The organism is Pedobacter sp. HMWF019, assembly GCF_003061025.1.
Taxonomy (GTDB): Bacteria; Bacteroidota; Bacteroidia; order Sphingobacteriales; family Sphingobacteriaceae; genus Pedobacter.
Genome location: NZ_QAIL01000275.1, coordinates 1 through 19,043 on the forward strand (window position 1 = coordinate 1; position 19,043 = coordinate 19,043).

Here is a 19,043-nt window from a genome sequence, read left to right on the forward strand (position 1 = left end):
GATCTCCTGTTGGTATAGAGGATAAAATGGAAAGTTCGTAAATAAATGTTAATTTAACGGTTAATAACTTAAAAACTTTCCTTAATAACCAAATATCACCATCAAAATGAAACACAATTTCCTCTTCCTGATTTTACTTTTATGCACAGCGTTTTCACAGGCTCAAAGCTTGTCAAGTCCTGACCAGAAAATTAGAGTTGATGTAGCGATATCTTCCGGCCAACCGGTTTACAGTATCTATTTTAACAAGTTTCTGGTACTTCAAAAATCTGCTCTTGGCCTAGACATCAATGGCATTTCTTTTCACGATCAGCTAAAGACAAGTAGCGTCTCCCCTGTTCAAGCCACAGAGGCTCATTACACTATACTAAATGCAAAGAAAAGCGAAATTACCTATAAAGCCAACAAGCGTACATATATATGGAGTAATGTGCAAGGACAGAAGATCAGCGTCACTTTCCAGGTGTCCAACGATGGCGTTGCCTTTCGTTATGAGTTTACGGGTAAACAAGACCTGCTTAGCACTGTCAATAAGGAATACACCAATTATCATTTCCCGGAAACAGCTAAAGCCTGGCTGCAGCACAAAGCAGAAGCCCAAACAGGTTGGGAACATACCAACCCATCCTACGAAGAAAACTATCAACAAGATATTGCCATTGGCACGTCATCGAAAACCGGTTGGGTTTATCCCGCTCTTTTTAAATCAAATGATATCTGGATGGCCATTACAGAGGCTGGAATGGATGGCAAGTATTGCGGCACTTTTATAAAAAATGAGCCCGGCAGCCCGGTATATCAGATTACTTTTCCAGATACCAGAGAAGTTTTCACTGGCAAAGGATCCTTTCCGGAATCTAAGGGTTCATGGACTTCTCCCTGGAGGGTTATTGCTATTGGTTCTTTAAAGACCATCATGGAGTCTACCCTGGGAACTGATCTCGCCCAGCCTGCGATCCCCTTAAAAGATGCGTCTTTCATCAAACCCGGCCAGGCTTCCTGGAGCTGGATTATGAGCAAAGACGAATTTATTACCTATGAGGAGCAAAAAAAATATATTGATTATGCTGCAGATATGAAATGGGCTTACATTTTAATAGATGTAGATTGGGACACTAAAATAGGTTATGAAAAAATAACTGAACTTGCAGCTTATGCTGCAAAAAAGAATGTGGGTTTATTATTGTGGTACAATTCTGCCGGAAGCTGGAATACGGTACCTTACCATCCCAAAAATAAATTACTGACCCATGAAAGCCGTGTGGAAGAATTTAGCCGCTTGCAAAAAATAGGTATCAAAGGAGTCAAGATCGATTTCTTTAATGGCGATGGCCGCTCTATGATTGCTTATTACACCGAGATACTAAAGGATGCTGCAGATTACCAGTTATTGGTTAATTTCCATGGTGCAACTTTACCAAGGGGTTGGGCAAGAACTTATCCTCACTTAATGACCACCGAAGCAGTAAAAGGTTTTGAAATGATCACTTTTATGCAGGAGGCAGCAGATCTGGAAGCGACGCATGCAGCGATGCTCCCTTTTACGAGAAATCTGTTTGATCCTATGGATTTTACACCTATGAATCTGTACAAAATCCCTACAAATGTGATCCGCAAAACCACAAGTGCTTTCGAATTGGCAACCAGCGTATTATTTCTTTCCGGTATCCAGCATTATGCAGAATCGCCAGAAGGAATGGCCAAGGTTCCTGCAGATGTAAAAACATTTTTGAGTTCATTGCCCACACACTGGGATGAGGTGAAATTTATAGATGGATTGCCTGGGAAACTCGTAATTATCGCTAGAAGAAGTGGTTCTAAATGGTATGTGGCTGGTATAAATGGAGAGGATAAACCAAAGAAAGTTTTGCTCGATTTGTCTGCATTGAAAATGGCTAAAGCTAAGCTATTTAATGATGGTAAAGAGCCACTTAGCTTTGATATTACCGATGTGAATACCGTACAAAAATACGAAGTGGAATTGAAGGCAAATGGTGGCTTTGTGTTGACACAGGAATAGTTTTGTTATTTAATTAAAAAAAAGGGTAAGCTCGAGGGCTTACTCTTTTTTTTGTTTAACGCCTATTGAACAAACCCCCTGATTGCTCTATACTAAACTTCTTATCCACCAGTCATATCTGCACTTACATAGACCCAGGCATTTTTACCCGATTTTAAAGTAACAGCGATTCTTTTATAATCGTCTACCTCATAACCATCAGCCTGAATAAGTTCTTCCACAGTGATAGCAAAAACTGTCCCCTCAATACTGTCGCATTCGTTATTTGTTCTGGTAATGATAGGATGTTCGCTCAGCCCGCTTGCGGCAATAACAGCCTCATCCTCTATCTTCACCATAGAAAGTTTAAAACCAACAAGATCGTCGGCTTCTCCTTCCAGTTTTCTGCCAAAGGTATCTAGCTGAACAGGTTCTAGTTGTAATGTTCCATAAGAGAATAAATTTTCCATTGTTCTTTTTTGAGACAAAAGTAAACATCTGTTTAAATTGTTAGAGATTCAATTTCACCATAGTGGTAGTTGCAATGGTCTGCTCCCTCCCTCTGCAATTTGCCACGAAAAACTAAATAACAACAACCAGACGTTTTCCGTCTGAAACATCCAGATCCCATAGCGTTGATATATCATCTAGCCTATGGGCAACCGTTTGTACTTTCAACTTTCCTTCCGAGGACAATTGAAACATTTCCGGTAAAACCTCAGAAAAAAGTTTTCTTACCTGTTCTTTGGGCCAGCTTCCTAACCCTGAGCCCGTCAGTTGCAAATCTACACTTCTAAGAGTCGCTGCAGATAGCTGGATCAAATCTCCCGCCATGCTACCAACGGAGACGAACCTTGTTTTATGTGTAAACGACCCATTCCCCATTAAACTTGTTAATATCATCTCGGCCGTATGTCCCCACAAATAGTCGATAACCACATCAATGGAGTAAGCCGCATGGATTTCCTTTAAACGTGTAATAAAAGCTTCCTCATCTAGTTTAATGGAAATGACTTCATCTGCCCCTAGTGACAGCAAGTCCTGTAAAGATTGCTCATTCCTTCCAGTTGCAATGACTTTCTTAGCACCATAATATTTTGCAATCTGTACCGCTACACGCCCGGTAAAACCTGTAGCACCATTAATGAGCACCACATCCCCTGGCTGAATTTTTGCTTTAAACTTTAAACCCATCGCTGCGCCGATGACTGCATTTGGCAATGCAGCTGCATCCGCATCACTCAATGCTTCTGGCAGTTTAACTATTCTGTCTTTATGTATAGTGGCCTTTTCTGCCAGCATACCACTCACCCCCATTCCATATACTCTGGTTCCATCTTCGAGTAGGCAAACACCGTCACCACCAATCACCCGGCCATTTTCTTTTAGCACCTCGCTGGAATAGTGTTTGCCAGAGGCGGTACCCTTATCAAAGTGTTTAATGGCGACAGCTTTGACTCTAACTAAAACCTCATCTTCATTATGTACTGTTGGTTCCGGAAAATCTACATATTGAGGCAACTCGCCTCTCTGATACATTACTGCTGCTTTCATATCTTAATTATTTAGAATTCAATATCTGATCTATAACGAAAAGACATCACAAAAGTAAGCAGGGGTAATTTTCAGATCGATAACATATGTTATCAAGTTTAAAAATGGTCTTTGCCCTTAGCCAGTTTACTTTTTATCCGGCTTAAATGAACTGTGCTGACACCAAGATAAGCAGCAATGTAGTGTTGTGGCACCCTCTGTACAATATGCGGCCTGTCTTTTAGCAATTTCTCATAGCGTTGTTCAGGGGTATCCCGGATAAAAGAAACAAATTCATTGATATAATGGGTTTGACGCTGCGCAGCAATTTGCAGGATCATTTTGAGAAAATCGGGCTCAGCACTTAATTCTTCCATCAGTTGCGTAACATATTTCTTAGGCAGTAAATAAACTATGGATGGCTCAATTGTTTCAATGGTAAACTGACTCGGTACATCATTAACAAAACTATCAAAAGAAGCCAACCCTTCGTTTTCAAAAAAGAACTGCACTGTTTTATCCTCACCATTATTATTGAAAAAGCTTCTTACACAACCCCGTTCTATAAATATATAGTTCAGCGATTTTTTCCCTTCTTCGAGCAGTGTTGTTTTTGCCGGAATGTCCAATCGTTTCTGGAATTCCAGATAGCGTTCCCAATAGGCATTTAACTGTGGAAATTTTGTTCTAAAATGAAAAAGCATATTTGAGCAGTTGACCTGCAAGCTAAGTTAAGGATAATTTAGCTCCATTGTTAAGACCGAATTGCCCCTCCATAAGAGAAACCATCATTCGATAAAAAAATAAAAAATAATTCTTTGTATTTCATAAACTTTATGTAAATTTACGTTGAGAGCGTTAATTTAATGAAAAGGGCCCAATCGTAAGATTCGGTCCTTTTTTTATGTGAGTTCATTGGAGAGATCAAGACTTCGTGTAAAGTTGTTTCGTATGTGCCAGTGAATGATCCATGAGCTGTATTAAGACACCTATATTGATATCCTCAAGTTTTTTAATATAGATACAGCTTTTACCTGTTTTATGTTTCCCCAATTGTTGTAGCAGCTTTTCTTTAGTCTCAAAATCTGAAGCCATGTATAAGGATATGGCATTACTCCTGGGTGAAAAGGCAATTAAAGGTGCATCTCCCGCATGTCCACTTTCGTATCTATAATGATAGCTACCAAAGCCAATAATCGCCGTTCCCCACATTTTTGGTTCAAATCCACTCTGTTTCTCCATAAGTGCAGCAATCATATAGCTATCTTTTCGTTTTACCGGGTCATTAATCTTTTCGAGGAAATCCCGAATGCTCTCTGTTGTCTCACTGGTTTTGTTCTTTGCCATGTGTATATTTGGTTTGAACAATCAATTCAAAATTAAATGTTCTTAAAAAATTAAAGAATTTTGTCCCCATATCAAAATTAAGATCGTTATCAGGGCGGACAATAAATATAAAAAAAATGAAAGAATTCGCATTAATTTTCAGATTAAATGACACCTCAGACTTCAAACCATCACCTGAACAAATGCAGGAAAGGATGAACTGGCTTGGCAGTATTGCTGCTCAAAACAAATTGGCAGATAAGGGAAACACGCTTTTACCAATTCCGGGAAGTGCAAAAACCGTAAGGCCAGACAATGTAGTAACAGATGGCCCTTATACTGAAATCAAAGAATTTATAAGTGGTTACATTATAATTAGAGTAGAGAATATTGAAGAGGCCGTTGAATTGGCAAAAAGTAACCCTATTTTTAAGATTGGGGGTAATATTGAAGTGAGAGAGATTTTAAAGCGTGACTAATGCAGCAAAACGCAATTTCGCCTGAAGTAATTCTACCGCACTTGTTTAGACAGGAGTATGCCAAAATAACGGCTGTATTGTGCCGTTATTTTGGCTTGCAACATATTGAAATTGCCGAAGACATTGCCAGTGATACATTTTTGAGAGCATCTGAAAACTGGGCAGTAAATGGCGTACCTATAAACCCCACTGCCTGGCTTTATACAGTAGCAAAAAATAAAGCCAAAGATTATTTCAAGCACTTGGCCATTTTTGAGACCCAGGTCAAAAAAGAACTCCCAACAGAGACCATACAAGATGGTCAAGCTTTTGAATTTGACATTAAAATCATAGCAGACAGCCAACTCGAAATGATATTTGCTGTATGTAACCCAACAAATTCAACAGAGGCACAAATCTGTCTTGCTCTCCAGATTCTCTGTGGTTTTAGCGTAGAAGAGATAGCTAATGCCTTTTTAACAAAAACGGAAACCATAAAAAAGCGCCTGCAAAGAGCAAGGAATAATCTTCGAAATGAAAATTTTCAAATCGGTGACTTAGGTGCAATGGATATCCAGCAACGGCTTGACATCGTTTTAAAAACCTTATACCTGCTATTTAACGAAGGTTATTTTTCAAAAACCAACAACCAATTGATTAGAAAGGAATTGTGTTCAGAAGCTGTCCGGTTAACATTGATTCTTGTAGAAAATCAATTGACCAATACACCTCAAACAAATGCACTGCTAGCCTTAATGTGTTTTCAGAGTTCCCGCCTGGAAGCACGGATAAATGACAACGGGGAAGCCATTCTATTTGAACAGCAGGATAAAAGATTGTGGGACCAAACATTGATTGAAAAGGGCAATTATTATTTGGTAAATGCTTGTGATGGTCAGGAAATCTCCAAGTATCATTTAGAGGCCGGTATTGCCTATTGGCACACAACATTGACAACTGAAAATAAATGGCCACATATTTTGCAATTGTACAATCAACTTATCCTGATGGAGTATTCGCCTGTAACCGCACTGAACAGAACTTTCGCTTTTGCACGCGTATATGGAAATGAAAAAGCAATTCATGAAGCTGAGCAACTAAAACTCACCGAAAACAGTTATTATCATGAATTACTGGGTCACTTATACTCAGATATTGATTTTGAAGCGGCTATTAACCATTACCAAAAAGCAATCGAACTAACAAAATCCAAAACAGAAAGGCAAACCTTAACAAAGGAAATTGAACGGATCAAACAAAAGCAAATAGGGTAAAGCAAAATCACACCCCATTTGCTCTTTTAAGGTTTGATTAATTATGCAGTACTTTATTCAACAGCAAACTCCCGCTGGCTGAATCCGTAAAGTAAAGGGTATAAATTTTACCTACCTGGAGATTTGTGATCTCAAAGTTCCCAATCGTATTTCTGGATGCTGTACCAGAGAACTGAAGTGAAAGTGTACCCGGATCTACATATTTATAACCGCTCGAAATGTCTCTTGACAGGGTTGTCACCAGATCATCTCCAGCTGAATTCTTTATTTTGATCACAGAAGGGGCTCCATCACTTAAATGGATAAATTTAATCTTCACTTTACCATTATTTGGAGCAGCAAGATCATCTTCATAAGCTTTAACCCTTGCAGATGACCCCTTACCTGCGAGATAGACTGTAAAACTCACTCCGTTCGTTGTGTATAGAGAGCCGGTAGCCCATATCGAATTTGTTCCTGCATCTTTAAATTCCATAACCATATTTTTTCCTGATGGTGCATTAATATAGTCAGATGCATCTGAAAAATTTAATCCTCCATTTACCAATACCGAACCTGCAAGTGAAAAACTCTGCGCTCCGGACGTTGATGCGGCATTGACAACTTTAATATTAAATTGCCCCGAAGGATCGATGGTGTTTTTTTTACATGAAGAGAAACCTAAGGCTGTTGCCACAACGGCCAGGCCTGTAAATAATTTGGTATAAGTTTTTATTGTTTTCATAATGGTATTTTGTTTTAACATTGTTTTGCCGAAGGTACTGGCCTCAAACTCAGCCTGTGTATGAAAACGTCGTAAAGCAGGCATATTAATTGCCGAATATTGTAAATTTGACCATGAAGTCCCCGAAGCGCGCCTACCCTTACCTATACTTCCTGTTTTTTATATTTTTCTTATTTCCTGATGAATGCTATAGCCAGACCAAAGAATATCAACAGTTAAAAAGTCAGCTATCAACAGAAAAAGACAGTTTAAAATATGTCGACATTCTAAATCAAATCAGCTTCCTGGCACAAATTAAAAGTCCTGACAGTTGCTTGTTTTACAGTTTAAAAGCAAAAACTATATCCAACAGATTGGAATATGAGAAGGGAAAAGCCGATGCGCTGAATAATATAGCCATTGCTTTTACGCTCAAAAATGTACATAAACAAGCGCTCTTTTTTTACAGCAGAGCATTTATACATTATCAAAAAACAGGGAACATAGAGGCTCAGGCCCAAATGCTACTCAACAGTGCTGCGGCTTGCTCAGCTCTACATGATACTGTACAGAAAAGTAGATATATCCACCAGGCCTTTATGATCAGCCAAAAGGCATCAACAGATGCTCTTCTTGGCAATTTCTTTGCGGATTATGTTGCGATCAATACTGAACTGACTACCGATTCTATAAATTATTTCTTAAACCGGGCAGAGAAGATTGGTATAAAATATAACAACCAGTATTTACTACTGCATCTGAGGGCGATCAGAGCCCAGGAGTTTCTATACTCAGGTAAACCCAATGAGGCTTTGCCATATATTCAGAATTATCTGGATAGAGCCAGGAAAAACCAGTGGGAGTACCATTATCTTGAAGGCTTGAAACTTATGGGACAGTATCAAACTGACGCCCGTAAATTAGATCTGGCCATCCAGACTTATACTCAGGTCCTGAAAACTTCAAAAATGAACGGTTACAAAAGGTTGGAAACAGATGCACTGAGATCCCTACTTACGCTATACCAGGAAAAAAGATCCATTGAAAAAATCATATCTACCCAGAATGAACTGACAATAAGTCTGGAGCAAACGGCCCTAAGAAACAATACTATACTGGGCGATTTTTCTGCTTTTATGATCAGTAGCCAACAGATCAAAAACCGTAAAAACCAGGAGGCCTTATTTCAGCAAAAGATTAATGCCTTGCTTTTAGTCATCACTTTAATCACCTTATCTCTGGTACTTATCATTGTGCTGTATAAAAAAACAAGAAAAAAAGGAAAACGCCTGGCTGAGCTTAACCAGACTGTACACGCACAAAACCTGGCCCTGCTCTCTGCAGATAAATTTAAAGGAAAACTGATTTCCATGCTTGCACATGACTATAGATCTCCAATTGGCTCTATCCTGTCTATTATTGCTATGCTTAAAGAGGGGCAAGAAATCCCGAAGGCACAACTTGAGAAATTTTACACCCGTATTGAACAGGACCTAAGTAATGTATTAACTGCATTTGATCATACCCTGGAATGGATAAAGGCACAATTACCTGGCTATATCTTTAGTCCACAGCCACTCCAGACACAACTTGTTATGGAGCAAACCGTAGCTCTGGTAGCCCCTGCTGCAGATCTGAAAGAACTCCGGATCAACAACCTGATTGCGCCAGACTCTATCATCGGCTCTGATCCCGAGATCCTTCATTTCATTAACCGCAACCTATTGAACAATGCCATCAAATATTCTCCCCAGAAAGGCATAATTACCATTACTTTAGAAAGCACAACAAAAGAAACCATCATTAGTATTCAAGACCAGGGACCTGGTATTGATGCGGATGATCTGGAACGAATATTCACTTTTGATCCCGATAGGAAGTCAATAAATAATGGCGCTGGTCTTGCTTTGAGTATCTGCAATGAAATGATCCAAAAAATAAATGGAAGGATTTGGGCGGAGCATCTAGAAACCCAGGGAACGGTATTTAGATATGCATTACCCATATCTGCGTAGTACAAACACATCATCAACTCGCCTCCATCTCCATCCAATTTGCTAAGGAAAATATTTGTATAAAGCTGGGGCAGATTTATACAAATATTTTCCTCTATCTTCATCCCATTTTAATTTGCTTAAGGTGTATAGGGTCCGCTTGTTGATGTAGGTAAGCCATCTTTTCTCATGGCTTCTATTAAAATACAATTGTAAACATAATCCCAGCTGGAACTTACTTCAGAATTTTGATTTAATCCATAAGGCCACCAATGCTGTGAATCGCCATTTAACTGCACAGATGCTGTATTCTGTATTTTTCCCAAAAGCTCATTTGTATAGATTCCCTGAAATTTACCAGCAACAATTTTACCAGACCACCAGCTTGTGGTCCCTGTACCGAGCGTATGATCCATTTCATGCAGCATTGTTCTTAAATTCTGAAAACCAGAGTTTGCACCAAAGCGCATCCAGCCTTCATTATTGGCATCGGCAGTTGGAACTGCTGGGTCATAATTGAGCCAGACATGTTTACTCGCCGAGGTATAGTTTTCTATATACCAAATCGCGCTGTCTACGGCAATTTGCATACGTCCATAAGCTGCCAGTTGTTCGGCAGTTGGATTGGTGGCCTTATTAAAAGTGTAGGTGATATGCCCTTTTCCAATTGTTTTAAAAGTAATGTCGTTACTGTAACTTACACCACTTGCATGAATAGCATATGCGCGCAAATGGTAAATCGTTCGTTCTGTAAGCCCATTCATTCTGCCCCGGAACTTGCCTATGCCAGCACCATTCTGGGTCTTGGAATCATTAATTGTTGGATTTGCAGCCAATCCCCAGCAAATACCACGTTGAGTAATTGTCTCTCCCCATCCGAATTGACCTCGACATCGCAGCTGGCCAATGTCGATCCTATGATGTACATAGGTGTAACTGTAAAAGCAGCGACAGGCAATAAAGACGTAATACTCGATGGTCCAGATGAAACTAATGAGTCATCTTGATGCAGTACGGAGTTATTCTTTTTACAACTTAATAAAAAGAATGTAAGTAACAAGGAAAGGCTAATTTGAAAAGTCTTTTTCATGAGTGCTTAATTTGATTAAATATTTTATGAATTGTTTAAAGCAAATGGAGCATTAAATCCCATGATTATAAAGGGGTATTTTAATAAAAAACAGGGGACAAATTTGCATTGAACCCTGCAATTTACCAGGGAGATTAAGATTTACAACCCAATTGAACATCACCACTTTTCAAACCTTTTCCTTTTACTTTTAAAACAATAGGTCCGGCACGCTCCGCAGACTGAACGGTGACCACAAGTTTACCTTTAAAAGCTTTCATATGTGTTTTCTGGAATGATTCCAGACTTGTGGGATCTCCGTTGGCTACCGCTTTATACATGCCCGAACCACTAACTTCAAAACTCAGTTCCAGATCCGAATCCGGGCATAAATTTCCTTTTGCATCCACCACACTAACCACGATATAAGCAAGGTCTTTACCATTCGCTTCCAAAACGGAGCGGTCTGTTTCCAGTTTAAGATGATGCGGTTTACCTGCTGTTTCTACAGTTTCTTCTGCAGCTACCTTACCATTTGCATCGTAAGCTACAATCTTTATTGTTCCGGGCACATACTTTACCTCTGTCCACATCAACCTATAACGGCTGGTATTTGAAGAATTATCTTTTCGCTGAACGCCCTGGCTTTTTCCATTTACAAACAGCTCTGCAGAAGGATAACTTGTATAGCAGAATACTGGCGTAACCTGACCTTCCCGACCAGGAAAACTCCAATGGGGTACAATATGCAATGTTGGTTTTTCTGTATTCCATTTGCTTCTATACAAATAGTAACGATCTTTTGGAATACCAGCGAGATCGACAATACCGAAATAAGAACTGTGAGAAGGCCATTTTTCATCATAAGGGGTGGGTTCTCCAAGGTAATCAAAACCAGTCCACACAAATTCGCCGATCACATAAGGCAAATCATCCTGCTTTACAAATTCATCATCTGGGATTTGAGACCAGTTGCAATATTCCAAATCATAGGATGAACTCTGAAGATCAGGATACATTTTCATTTTATAAGGTTCGGCCGGAAATTTATATACTCCTCTTGAACTCACTGTAGATGCCGTTTCAGTTCCTAAGATAAACCCTTGTGGTAAACGTTCATTTGCACGCTCATACCAGGCTGGTTTATAGTTGAATCCAGGAACATCAAGAATCGCAGCGAAATTATTATCGAGGGCATCTTTGATCCGGTCCATACCTACAGTAACCGGACGGGTGGGGTCTTCCCGATGACAAATGTCTTGCAAGAACTTCGCGATCTTATTTCCATTTTTGGTAGACTGATCCGGCACTTCATTTCCAATACTCCACATCACCACACAAGGGCTGTTCCTATTGGCATGGATCATATTCACAATATCTTTTTCTGCCCATGCATCAAACAAATGGCTATATCCGTTACGAACCTTTGGAGCCTTCCATTCGTCAAAGGATTCTACCATCATCATAAAACCCATTTCATCACATAGCTGAACCAATTCTGGAGCAGGCATGTTATGAGAAGTACGTATGGCATCGCAGCCCATATCTTTTAATAAGGTTAGCTGTCTTTTTAATGCCGCAACATTTATGGCAGCCCCAAGAGGGCCAAGATCATGGTGGTTGCATACGCCTTTGAATTTTCTATATTTTCCATTTAAAGAGAAACCTTTTTCAGACTCATATTTTATTGTCCGAATGCCAAAACGGGTGTCATATTCATCTTTCAGTATCTTACCTGCATATAACCTGGAAACAGCATGGTATAGATTAGGTGCTTCTGGCGACCATAAAGCCGGTTTTTTAACCAATAACTCCTGTTCTATTTCCAGCCCATCCGTAGCATTAAATTCATTTACCGCGCTGGCGACGATTTCTCCAGATGTATTCTTTATCTGGGTTTCCAATTTTAAGATTTCTGCATTTCCGATAGGGATTTCTAATTTGGTCCTGATTTTAACTTTCGCAAAATCATTATTCACATCGGGAGTAGTTATATAAGTACCCCAGACAGGTATATTAAAATCTTCAGTGATAAGCACATGGATATTCCTGTACAAACCTGCTCCGGGGTACCAACGGGAAGATTCCGGTTTATTTTCTAAACGTATAGCCAGTGTATTTTGTCCTTCCTGCATGAATGGAGTAATGTCTAAATAAAAGGAGTTGTACCCGTAAGCCCAGTGTCCTGCTGCTTTGCCATTTAAGAAAACCTTAGGATTACTCATGGCACCATCTATAACTAAAATGGCTTTTTTGCCTTTTTTAAAGGCCGATGCAGTAAAAACATTTCTATACCAACCTATGCCAACAAAAGGAAGTCCACCGGTACGGCCGGTTTTCACACTGGCCTCCTTTTCTCCATTCTGCACAATTTGTACCTCTTGCTGGTCATTTTGCCCGTTAAAGGGGCCACTTATTGCCCAATCGTGCGGGATGCGTACTCGCTCCCATTGAGTATCATTAAAATCTGGTGACTGGGCTTCAGTATGTTCACCCCTATTAAATTTCCAGCCCTTTTCTAAAAGATATTCGGTTCGGGGTTGTGCAAGACTAGCCTGGATAAAGAATAGAAGGAAACTAATGGTTAAAGAAATTTTATTGCCATTTCCGGGAAATATAAATCTGATCATATTCTAAATATATTGTTTTATTGATTTGATTTTTGGTAAACCCTTACATAGTCCACTTCAAAACGTTTGGGAAAAACAGTCTGTTCAGGCGAGCCTCCATTGATGCCACCAATGGCCAAATTCAGGATCATATAGTGTGGCTGCTTAAATGGCAAAATCCCGGTATCGTTCCTATTGTATAATTCGGTAAGCGATACCCGATTGATTAACTGATCATCTACATACAATGCAATTTCGCTGTCATCCCAATCCATACGCCAGATGTGTAATTTTGAGGCCCAGTTCTTGCCTCCTAACTGTTCCACAGATTTTGTTTTACTATACCAGAGTGCTTTATATTGCTCCTGTGTACCGACAGCAATATTGGCCAGAATTTTTCCCCGATAATATTCCATAATGTCAATTTCTCCATTAGAGGGCCACTTTCCAGATGTACCAAGTGTCCACCAGGCAGGCCAGAGACCTTCGCTGATGTCAATTTTTGCCCGCATTACGAAACGGCCATATTGCCAGCTGTGCTTTCCCAAAGTATGAATACTGGAAGAAGTGTAATTTGTTTTCTCCCTTCTCGCTTCAATAATTAAGCACCCATTTTCGCAGAAAGCGTTACCCTCCTGATAGTCCTGCAGCTCTTTATTTCGTACATAACCATGCTCATAGCCCCAATTTGCGCTATCCGGACGACCAGGTGTATTGAATTCATCTGCCCAAACCAATTTGTAGCCATCTTGTCCATTTACGTCGGCCGGCTTATTCTCTTTATTCTGTGCATAAGTGCTGGTCAAAAGGAAACAGGACATCAAGAATCCATTGAACAGGTTTAAGATTTTCTTTCTCATATGGAAATGGCTTTTAGGTTAACTACCCAATAAACTAATTCTATAACTGTAACTGTATTTTTTATCCAGTAGCCGGTACTGGCTATGAGGATAAGCGCCCCAACTGTCGTCACCACCTACACCGCGCTGCTTCAAGTCTATGTTCAAAAAGACCCTGTTTCTTAGGGGTAAATCTGTTGGATGTTGCTGCTTCTTTGTCAAACCCGGGTCAAGGTCTTCTGTTGCGTGGTTAATAGCGGTAAAGGCCAGAGGTTGTAACCCTTCAATCTGTAATCCGGTACCTTTTTCGTCTGTTAGGCTCAGCCATCTCACATCGGTCTTGTTTCCACTTTCCTGTGGTCTGATGTAACCGCGATAAAATTGGTTTTCTACCTGATCTACATAGGATCCGATAAATGAGGCACTATTTCTATCTGTATAGTTTTCAAATGGTCCACGGCCATAGTAGCGTAATTGATTAAATTTTAACGGAAGTTCTGTACGCATACCGAATCGGGGCATCTCTGGCAAATCTCTTCCATTAAAGTCTATAGTGGCAGTAACAGCAATAGATCCATCATTACAGATCAGATATTGAATCGTATAAGGAACGGCAATATTACTGAGCTCATAGTTTACACGGATCATTAAGCCCTCCTGAGTTTGTTCCGATACATCCACACTTTTCAGAACTTTATTTTCATGTGCTGAACGCCATACTCCCAATCGTTCTGGCATATGGTTACCAAAATCATTATCTGTAGGCGCGCGCCAGAAGTATGGCTCAGGAAAATTCCTAAGGTTGAAAGATTCGTCTTTGCTATAGCGATTAAACTTACCGGATTTTAAGTCAAATTCCCCTTTTACATCTCCTGAACTAAAACTAATCCTGTCATTAGATTGATTAACTTCAAGTTTTCCGGCAGTTTGAACTGGCCTTTCAAAATAGTCTCCGGCATATTTAAATTGTTCTTTTGCTACTTCAAAATCAGAAGGCAGCATTTCACTTTCCCGGCTTGTATAAGCATAGACATTTAGCAAATACTCCGTACCCACTGTTGGCTTAATCTGAGGTAAATTTAAAACCACCAATTTGCTTTGATGCGGTGCCAGCTGAACGTTAAAATCGCCGGTCTTAATTTTCTCTCCATTCCGAAGGAGCTCCCATTTAAAACGATACTGGTCAAGATTACTGAAATCAAATGTATTTTCAATAGTTAAACGGCCCTTTGAGATTTCTTTTGAACTGAAAAGGATGTTCTGATATACTTTTTTCACCTCCCATGCTCCTGGATCAGGCGTCCGGTCGGCACTAATGATTCCATCGGCCACACCATTTTCATCATTTTGCCAGTAGAAACCACCCAAGTCCCCACCGTAAGCCCAAAAATCTTTACCATTGGCATCTTTGGTTTTAATCCCCTGATCTACCCAGTCCCATATAAATCCACCCTGCATATGCGGGCTACTGCGTATGATATCGAAATATTCCTGAAAATTACCATTGCTGTTTCCCATGGCGTGGGCATATTCACACATGATATATGGTCGTTTTTTAGTGGAGTCGACAGCGTATTTTTTCATATTTCCAATGCTTGGGTACATTGGACAAACAATATCTGTATTCCAGTCTTCGCCAGCTTGTTCAAACTGGACCGGTCTTGTATTATCGCGTTTTTTTATCCAGGTATAATTATCATGGAAAACAGGCCCGTTTCCACATTCATTACCCAAAGACCAAATGATGATTGAAGGATGGTTTTTATCTCTTTCTACCATACGCACTGTACGGTCTGTATGTGCAGCAGCCCATTCCGGTAAATAAGCAGGATGCTTACTTTTATCAAACCAGCTTTGAAACTCGGCCCCCATACCGTGAGACTCTATATTTGCTTCATCTACCAGATACAACCCATACTGATCGCATAGTTTATACCAAAGAGGATCATTTGGATAGTGAGAAAGCCGTACAGCATTAATGTTCAATTCTTTCATCAACCGGATATCTCTTAACATCAGGTCTTTGGTGGTCGTATGTCCGTTTACATCGTCATGCTCATGGCGGTTTACGCCATGTACGTGTGCGGCAACTCCATTAACCAGCAACTGCGCATCTTTGATCTCTATTTTTCTAAAACCAAATTTGGCCGCAGTTGTACCCAAACCCCTTCCTTGCCTGTCTTTAAGAGAAATGATACAGCTATATAGATTTGGATGTTCAGCACTCCATTTCTTCGGGTTTTTAACAACACCGTTAAAGCTTAGTGTCTTAATGGTATCTGAGTTCAGTATAAAATTTTGCTGCTGTTGAAACAGACTATGTCCTGATTCATCCAGGAGCTGAATCGTTAAACTACCCTCATGGCTTAGATTACCTTTAAATTTTCTAAGATCTATATCCGCTGAGAAAAGTCCATTCCTATAATACTGATCCAGATCTCCTTTGAGGAAGAAATCCCAAATGGTCAGTTTAGGCAATGCATACAAATAAACATCTCGTTCAATCCCACTCAAACGCCAAAAATCCTGATCTTCCAAATAACTACCATCATGCCAGCGAAATACCTGCACAGCCAATTGATTCTCTCCTTTTTTAAGGTATTTAGTAATATTGAATTCTGCAGGTGTTTTGGATGCTTTTGTCATCCCTACTTTATTTCCGTTAACATATAGAAAAGCACAGCCGGAAATAGAACCGAAATGCAACAAAACTTCGTGCTCGGTCCAGTTTGATGGAATTGTAAAGTTTTTCCGATAAGTGCCCACAGGATTATTTTCGCCTATAAAGGGCGGTGTTTTAGGATGCGGATAGGTAATATTACTATAAATAGGAATTCCAAAACCTTTAAGCTCCCAATTGGAGGGCACTGTTAGATTGGCCCATTGCGAATCATCAAAATCAGTTTTGTAAAAATCTTTGGTCCGGTTGGCATACTGATCTGCGTACTTGAATTTCCAGCTGCCATTAAGGGATTTGTAATAAGTCGATTGATCCGGACGATCTTGCAGGGCATCAGTCTTTGCGTCGAACAGCATAAAATTGACATGGGCATTTTCTTTGCCCCGATCTACCAGTACTGGATTTTCCCAATCGTTATTTTGCGCTTTTGTAACCAAGAACTGTACAAAGCAGAGCATAGATATAAAAACTTTTTTCATAATTTTATTTGTGTGTAGGTTTATTTTTAAAGATTCAGGCCACCTTTATAGAGATGGCCTGAAAAAGCTCATCTGAGCCTAAAATTAATTTCTAATTTCCAGTTGGACCACTTCCCCCCGTTAGAGGCCAGCCTGGATTTTGATAGATAGGTGAAGTATCAAGACCACCCTGGGCAGTAATCACAAAATGCTGAACTGCTATAGGACTTAAATAATGAGCCATCACCCATCTTGCTCCATTATAGGAATCGGCATTGCTCCTGATTTCTTGTGGACGTAAATACACACTCAGAGCAGGATCTGATACAACGGCTTTTGCATTACCGGCTCCATAAACAATCTGATTATCGTTATACCACTGTTTCATTGAACCCCACAATTTAAATCCCTCAAAATGGTAAGGTATACTGATCATCTGATCCATCGCTCTCCATCTTTTAAGATCCATAAATCGCAATCCTTCGGCCATCAATTCATTTCTACGTTCCCTGCGGATGTTATATAAAGTTGGAGACACCAGAACATTTGCTGAATAAGCTCCCCAGTCTAAAGTCTCTTTTGACATAATAGTTGCTGCAATAGTTTGCTGAAAATCAGGATTCACTTTTGCCCTGGTTCTTAATTGCTGCCAGTATTTGGTAGCCAAAGCATCTACTGATCCAGTTTTTTCATAGCAAGCCTCCATGTAATTGAGATACGCCTCCGAAGCCCTGAAAGTAATACTACCAGTATAGCCCGCTCCATTGCCGCATTGAGCAGCATCATAATTAAGTCCTTTTCTAATGGCATAACCTGATGAATATTTTTTATCATATCCTGACTCCCATACTTGAGGTACGGGTTCTATCTCTGTTGCGTGATCTCCCTGTCCAAAATTCAGCAACACGTTCTTTTGACCAGGTTCTTTCAAAAAGAGGACTAAACGTCCGTCCCGACCATTGCGAACATCTGATAACTGGTCATCACCTTTATAATTACTACCCGCAGCATATATCGGTAAGCCATTACTCATTAGAAAACTTTCTACCATACTTCTGGTCAATCCAACCGCATAATTATTAGCTTGTGCATATACAGGAACGTTATGTGTTACTATCCCCTGTGCATACTGCCTCCATAAAAGAACTTCACTGTAGCTCGCCATATTCACTGCACTGAACATATTAAAGTAAGGATTTTGATTTACCGGAGATTCAATGACCCCTGTATTTTCGACTAGAGGTACCGATTCCGCTACTTCCTTGGCTGCAGCCATGGCTTCGCCCAATAGATAATCAATCTCTGCATCTATACTACCTGAACGAAATTGATAATTTGCGTTATAACTTTTCGATTTTCCAGGCCAGCCTGATCCGTTCGGAACAAAAGCGGTACCTTTGAAATATTTCAGCCAGGTACCTTCAAACAATGCCACTCTGGACTTTAGTAACTGTGCACAGGCTTTGGAAATTCTGTTTTTAGATCCATCTGGACTAATCTTCAATAGCATTGCCGCGGAGTCAAGATCTGACAGTATAAACCGGGCTACTTCCGAGCTTGGTTGTCTTTTACTGGCTTCTATTAGAACTTCCTTGTTATCAGTCAGCACATTGGTCACTATCGGGAAATCTCCCAGAGCCTGGAGCTTTTTGAAATACTCATAGGCGCGCAGAAAATAAATCTCCCCAATGTATTGCTTAATATTGTCACTGTTTCCTACAATGCCTCCACTTTTCCATCTCGGAATAACGGTATTCAGAAAGTAATTAACCTGGAAAATATTACCAAAATCCCAATCTCCACCGGTAGTCCCTACCTTCCAAAGGCCAGGGAGAAACTTGTTGTCCAGGTCTGGGAGTACCATGTTATCAGTATTACCATCAATACCAAAGGTACCAAAGGACCAGTTGCCGTGAGAAGGTAATATGCTAGTATATCTGGCTACCGCATAAGCACCAAGTTGAGATTCTTCCTGCAGATACTTGTCAGGAGTGATATTAGATAGAGGTTCTTGATCCAATGCCTTTTTACAAGACATTAGAAAAACAAGCGCACTGAAGACTGTTAGTACGCCTATATTCATTATATATTTGAAATTCAT

At 40.0% G+C, this 19,043-nt stretch carries 15 protein-coding genes; 4 read left to right on the top strand and 11 right to left on the bottom strand.

Annotated elements, in window-relative coordinates; genetic code table 11:
- Positions 1-106: 106 nt before the first annotated feature.
- Positions 107-2,020 (top strand): glycoside hydrolase family 97 protein, encoded by a 1,914-nt coding sequence (locus tag DBR11_RS15910; RefSeq protein WP_108553643.1) that lies wholly within the window; start codon positions 107-109, stop codon positions 2,018-2,020.
- Between the two features lie 101 nt (positions 2,021-2,121).
- Here the strand turns inward: DBR11_RS15910 and DBR11_RS15915 are convergent, their stop codons facing one another.
- From DBR11_RS15915 to DBR11_RS15930, 4 genes are all read right to left on the bottom strand, one after another.
- Positions 2,122-2,469, bottom strand: a complete 348-nt coding sequence (locus DBR11_RS15915) for a gamma-glutamylcyclotransferase family protein (protein ID WP_108553644.1) — start codon at positions 2,467-2,469, stop codon at positions 2,122-2,124.
- 112 nt (positions 2,470-2,581) lie between these two features.
- Positions 2,582-3,553: a zinc-binding alcohol dehydrogenase family protein gene (locus tag DBR11_RS15920; protein ID WP_108553645.1), complete on the bottom strand. Its 972-nt coding sequence runs from the start codon at positions 3,551-3,553 to the stop codon at positions 2,582-2,584.
- Between the two features lie 98 nt (positions 3,554-3,651).
- A complete protein-coding gene (locus DBR11_RS15925) occupies positions 3,652-4,236 on the bottom strand; it encodes a Crp/Fnr family transcriptional regulator (RefSeq protein ID WP_108553646.1) in 585 nt (194 codons plus the stop codon).
- Positions 4,237-4,456: 220 nt separating this feature from the next.
- A complete protein-coding gene (locus tag DBR11_RS15930; RefSeq protein WP_108553647.1) occupies positions 4,457-4,879 on the bottom strand; it encodes a DUF1801 domain-containing protein in 423 nt (140 codons plus the stop codon).
- Positions 4,880-4,995: 116 nt separating this feature from the next.
- Here DBR11_RS15930 and DBR11_RS15935 point away from each other — a divergent pair, with 116 nt between their 5' ends.
- Positions 4,996-5,337 carry a YciI family protein gene (locus tag DBR11_RS15935; RefSeq protein ID WP_108553648.1) on the top strand — a complete coding sequence of 114 codons (342 nt, stop codon included), beginning with the start codon at positions 4,996-4,998 and terminating at the stop codon, positions 5,335-5,337.
- A complete protein-coding gene (locus DBR11_RS15940; protein ID WP_108553649.1) occupies positions 5,337-6,590 on the top strand; it encodes an RNA polymerase sigma factor in 1,254 nt (417 codons plus the stop codon). Before DBR11_RS15935 ends, DBR11_RS15940 begins: the two co-directional genes overlap by 1 nt.
- A gap of 37 nt (positions 6,591-6,627) precedes the next feature.
- Here the strand turns inward: DBR11_RS15940 and DBR11_RS15945 are convergent, their stop codons facing one another.
- A complete protein-coding gene (locus DBR11_RS15945) occupies positions 6,628-7,314 on the bottom strand; it encodes a DUF4397 domain-containing protein (RefSeq protein ID WP_108553666.1) in 687 nt (228 codons plus the stop codon).
- A 113-nt stretch (positions 7,315-7,427) separates the two neighbouring features.
- Here DBR11_RS15945 and DBR11_RS15950 point away from each other — a divergent pair, with 113 nt between their 5' ends.
- A complete protein-coding gene (locus tag DBR11_RS15950) occupies positions 7,428-9,308 on the top strand; it encodes a HAMP domain-containing sensor histidine kinase (protein WP_108553650.1) in 1,881 nt (626 codons plus the stop codon).
- A gap of 119 nt (positions 9,309-9,427) precedes the next feature.
- On the opposite strand, the gene DBR11_RS15955 is transcribed toward DBR11_RS15950, so the two are convergent.
- The 6 genes from DBR11_RS15955 to DBR11_RS15975 form a co-directional block, all read right to left on the bottom strand.
- Complete coding sequence (locus tag DBR11_RS15955) at positions 9,428-10,051, bottom strand: hypothetical protein (protein ID WP_146186553.1); 624 nt, start codon at positions 10,049-10,051, stop codon at positions 9,428-9,430.
- A 17-nt stretch (positions 10,052-10,068) separates the two neighbouring features.
- Positions 10,069-10,377, bottom strand: coding sequence for a hypothetical protein (locus DBR11_RS29400; RefSeq protein WP_146186554.1), 309 nt, complete (start codon positions 10,375-10,377; stop codon positions 10,069-10,071).
- 134 nt (positions 10,378-10,511) lie between these two features.
- Complete coding sequence (gene galB / locus DBR11_RS15960) at positions 10,512-12,986, bottom strand: beta-galactosidase GalB (RefSeq protein WP_108553652.1); 2,475 nt, start codon at positions 12,984-12,986, stop codon at positions 10,512-10,514.
- Between the two features lie 17 nt (positions 12,987-13,003).
- Positions 13,004-13,825, bottom strand: coding sequence for a family 16 glycosylhydrolase (locus tag DBR11_RS15965; protein ID WP_233260781.1), 822 nt, complete (start codon positions 13,823-13,825; stop codon positions 13,004-13,006).
- 18 nt (positions 13,826-13,843) lie between these two features.
- Positions 13,844-16,963 (bottom strand): glycoside hydrolase family 2 TIM barrel-domain containing protein, encoded by a 3,120-nt coding sequence (locus DBR11_RS15970; protein WP_108553653.1) that lies wholly within the window; start codon positions 16,961-16,963, stop codon positions 13,844-13,846.
- Positions 16,964-17,054: 91 nt separating this feature from the next.
- On the bottom strand, positions 17,055-19,043 hold the full coding sequence (locus tag DBR11_RS15975; RefSeq protein WP_199233857.1) for a RagB/SusD family nutrient uptake outer membrane protein: 1,989 nt from the start codon (positions 19,041-19,043) through the stop codon (positions 17,055-17,057).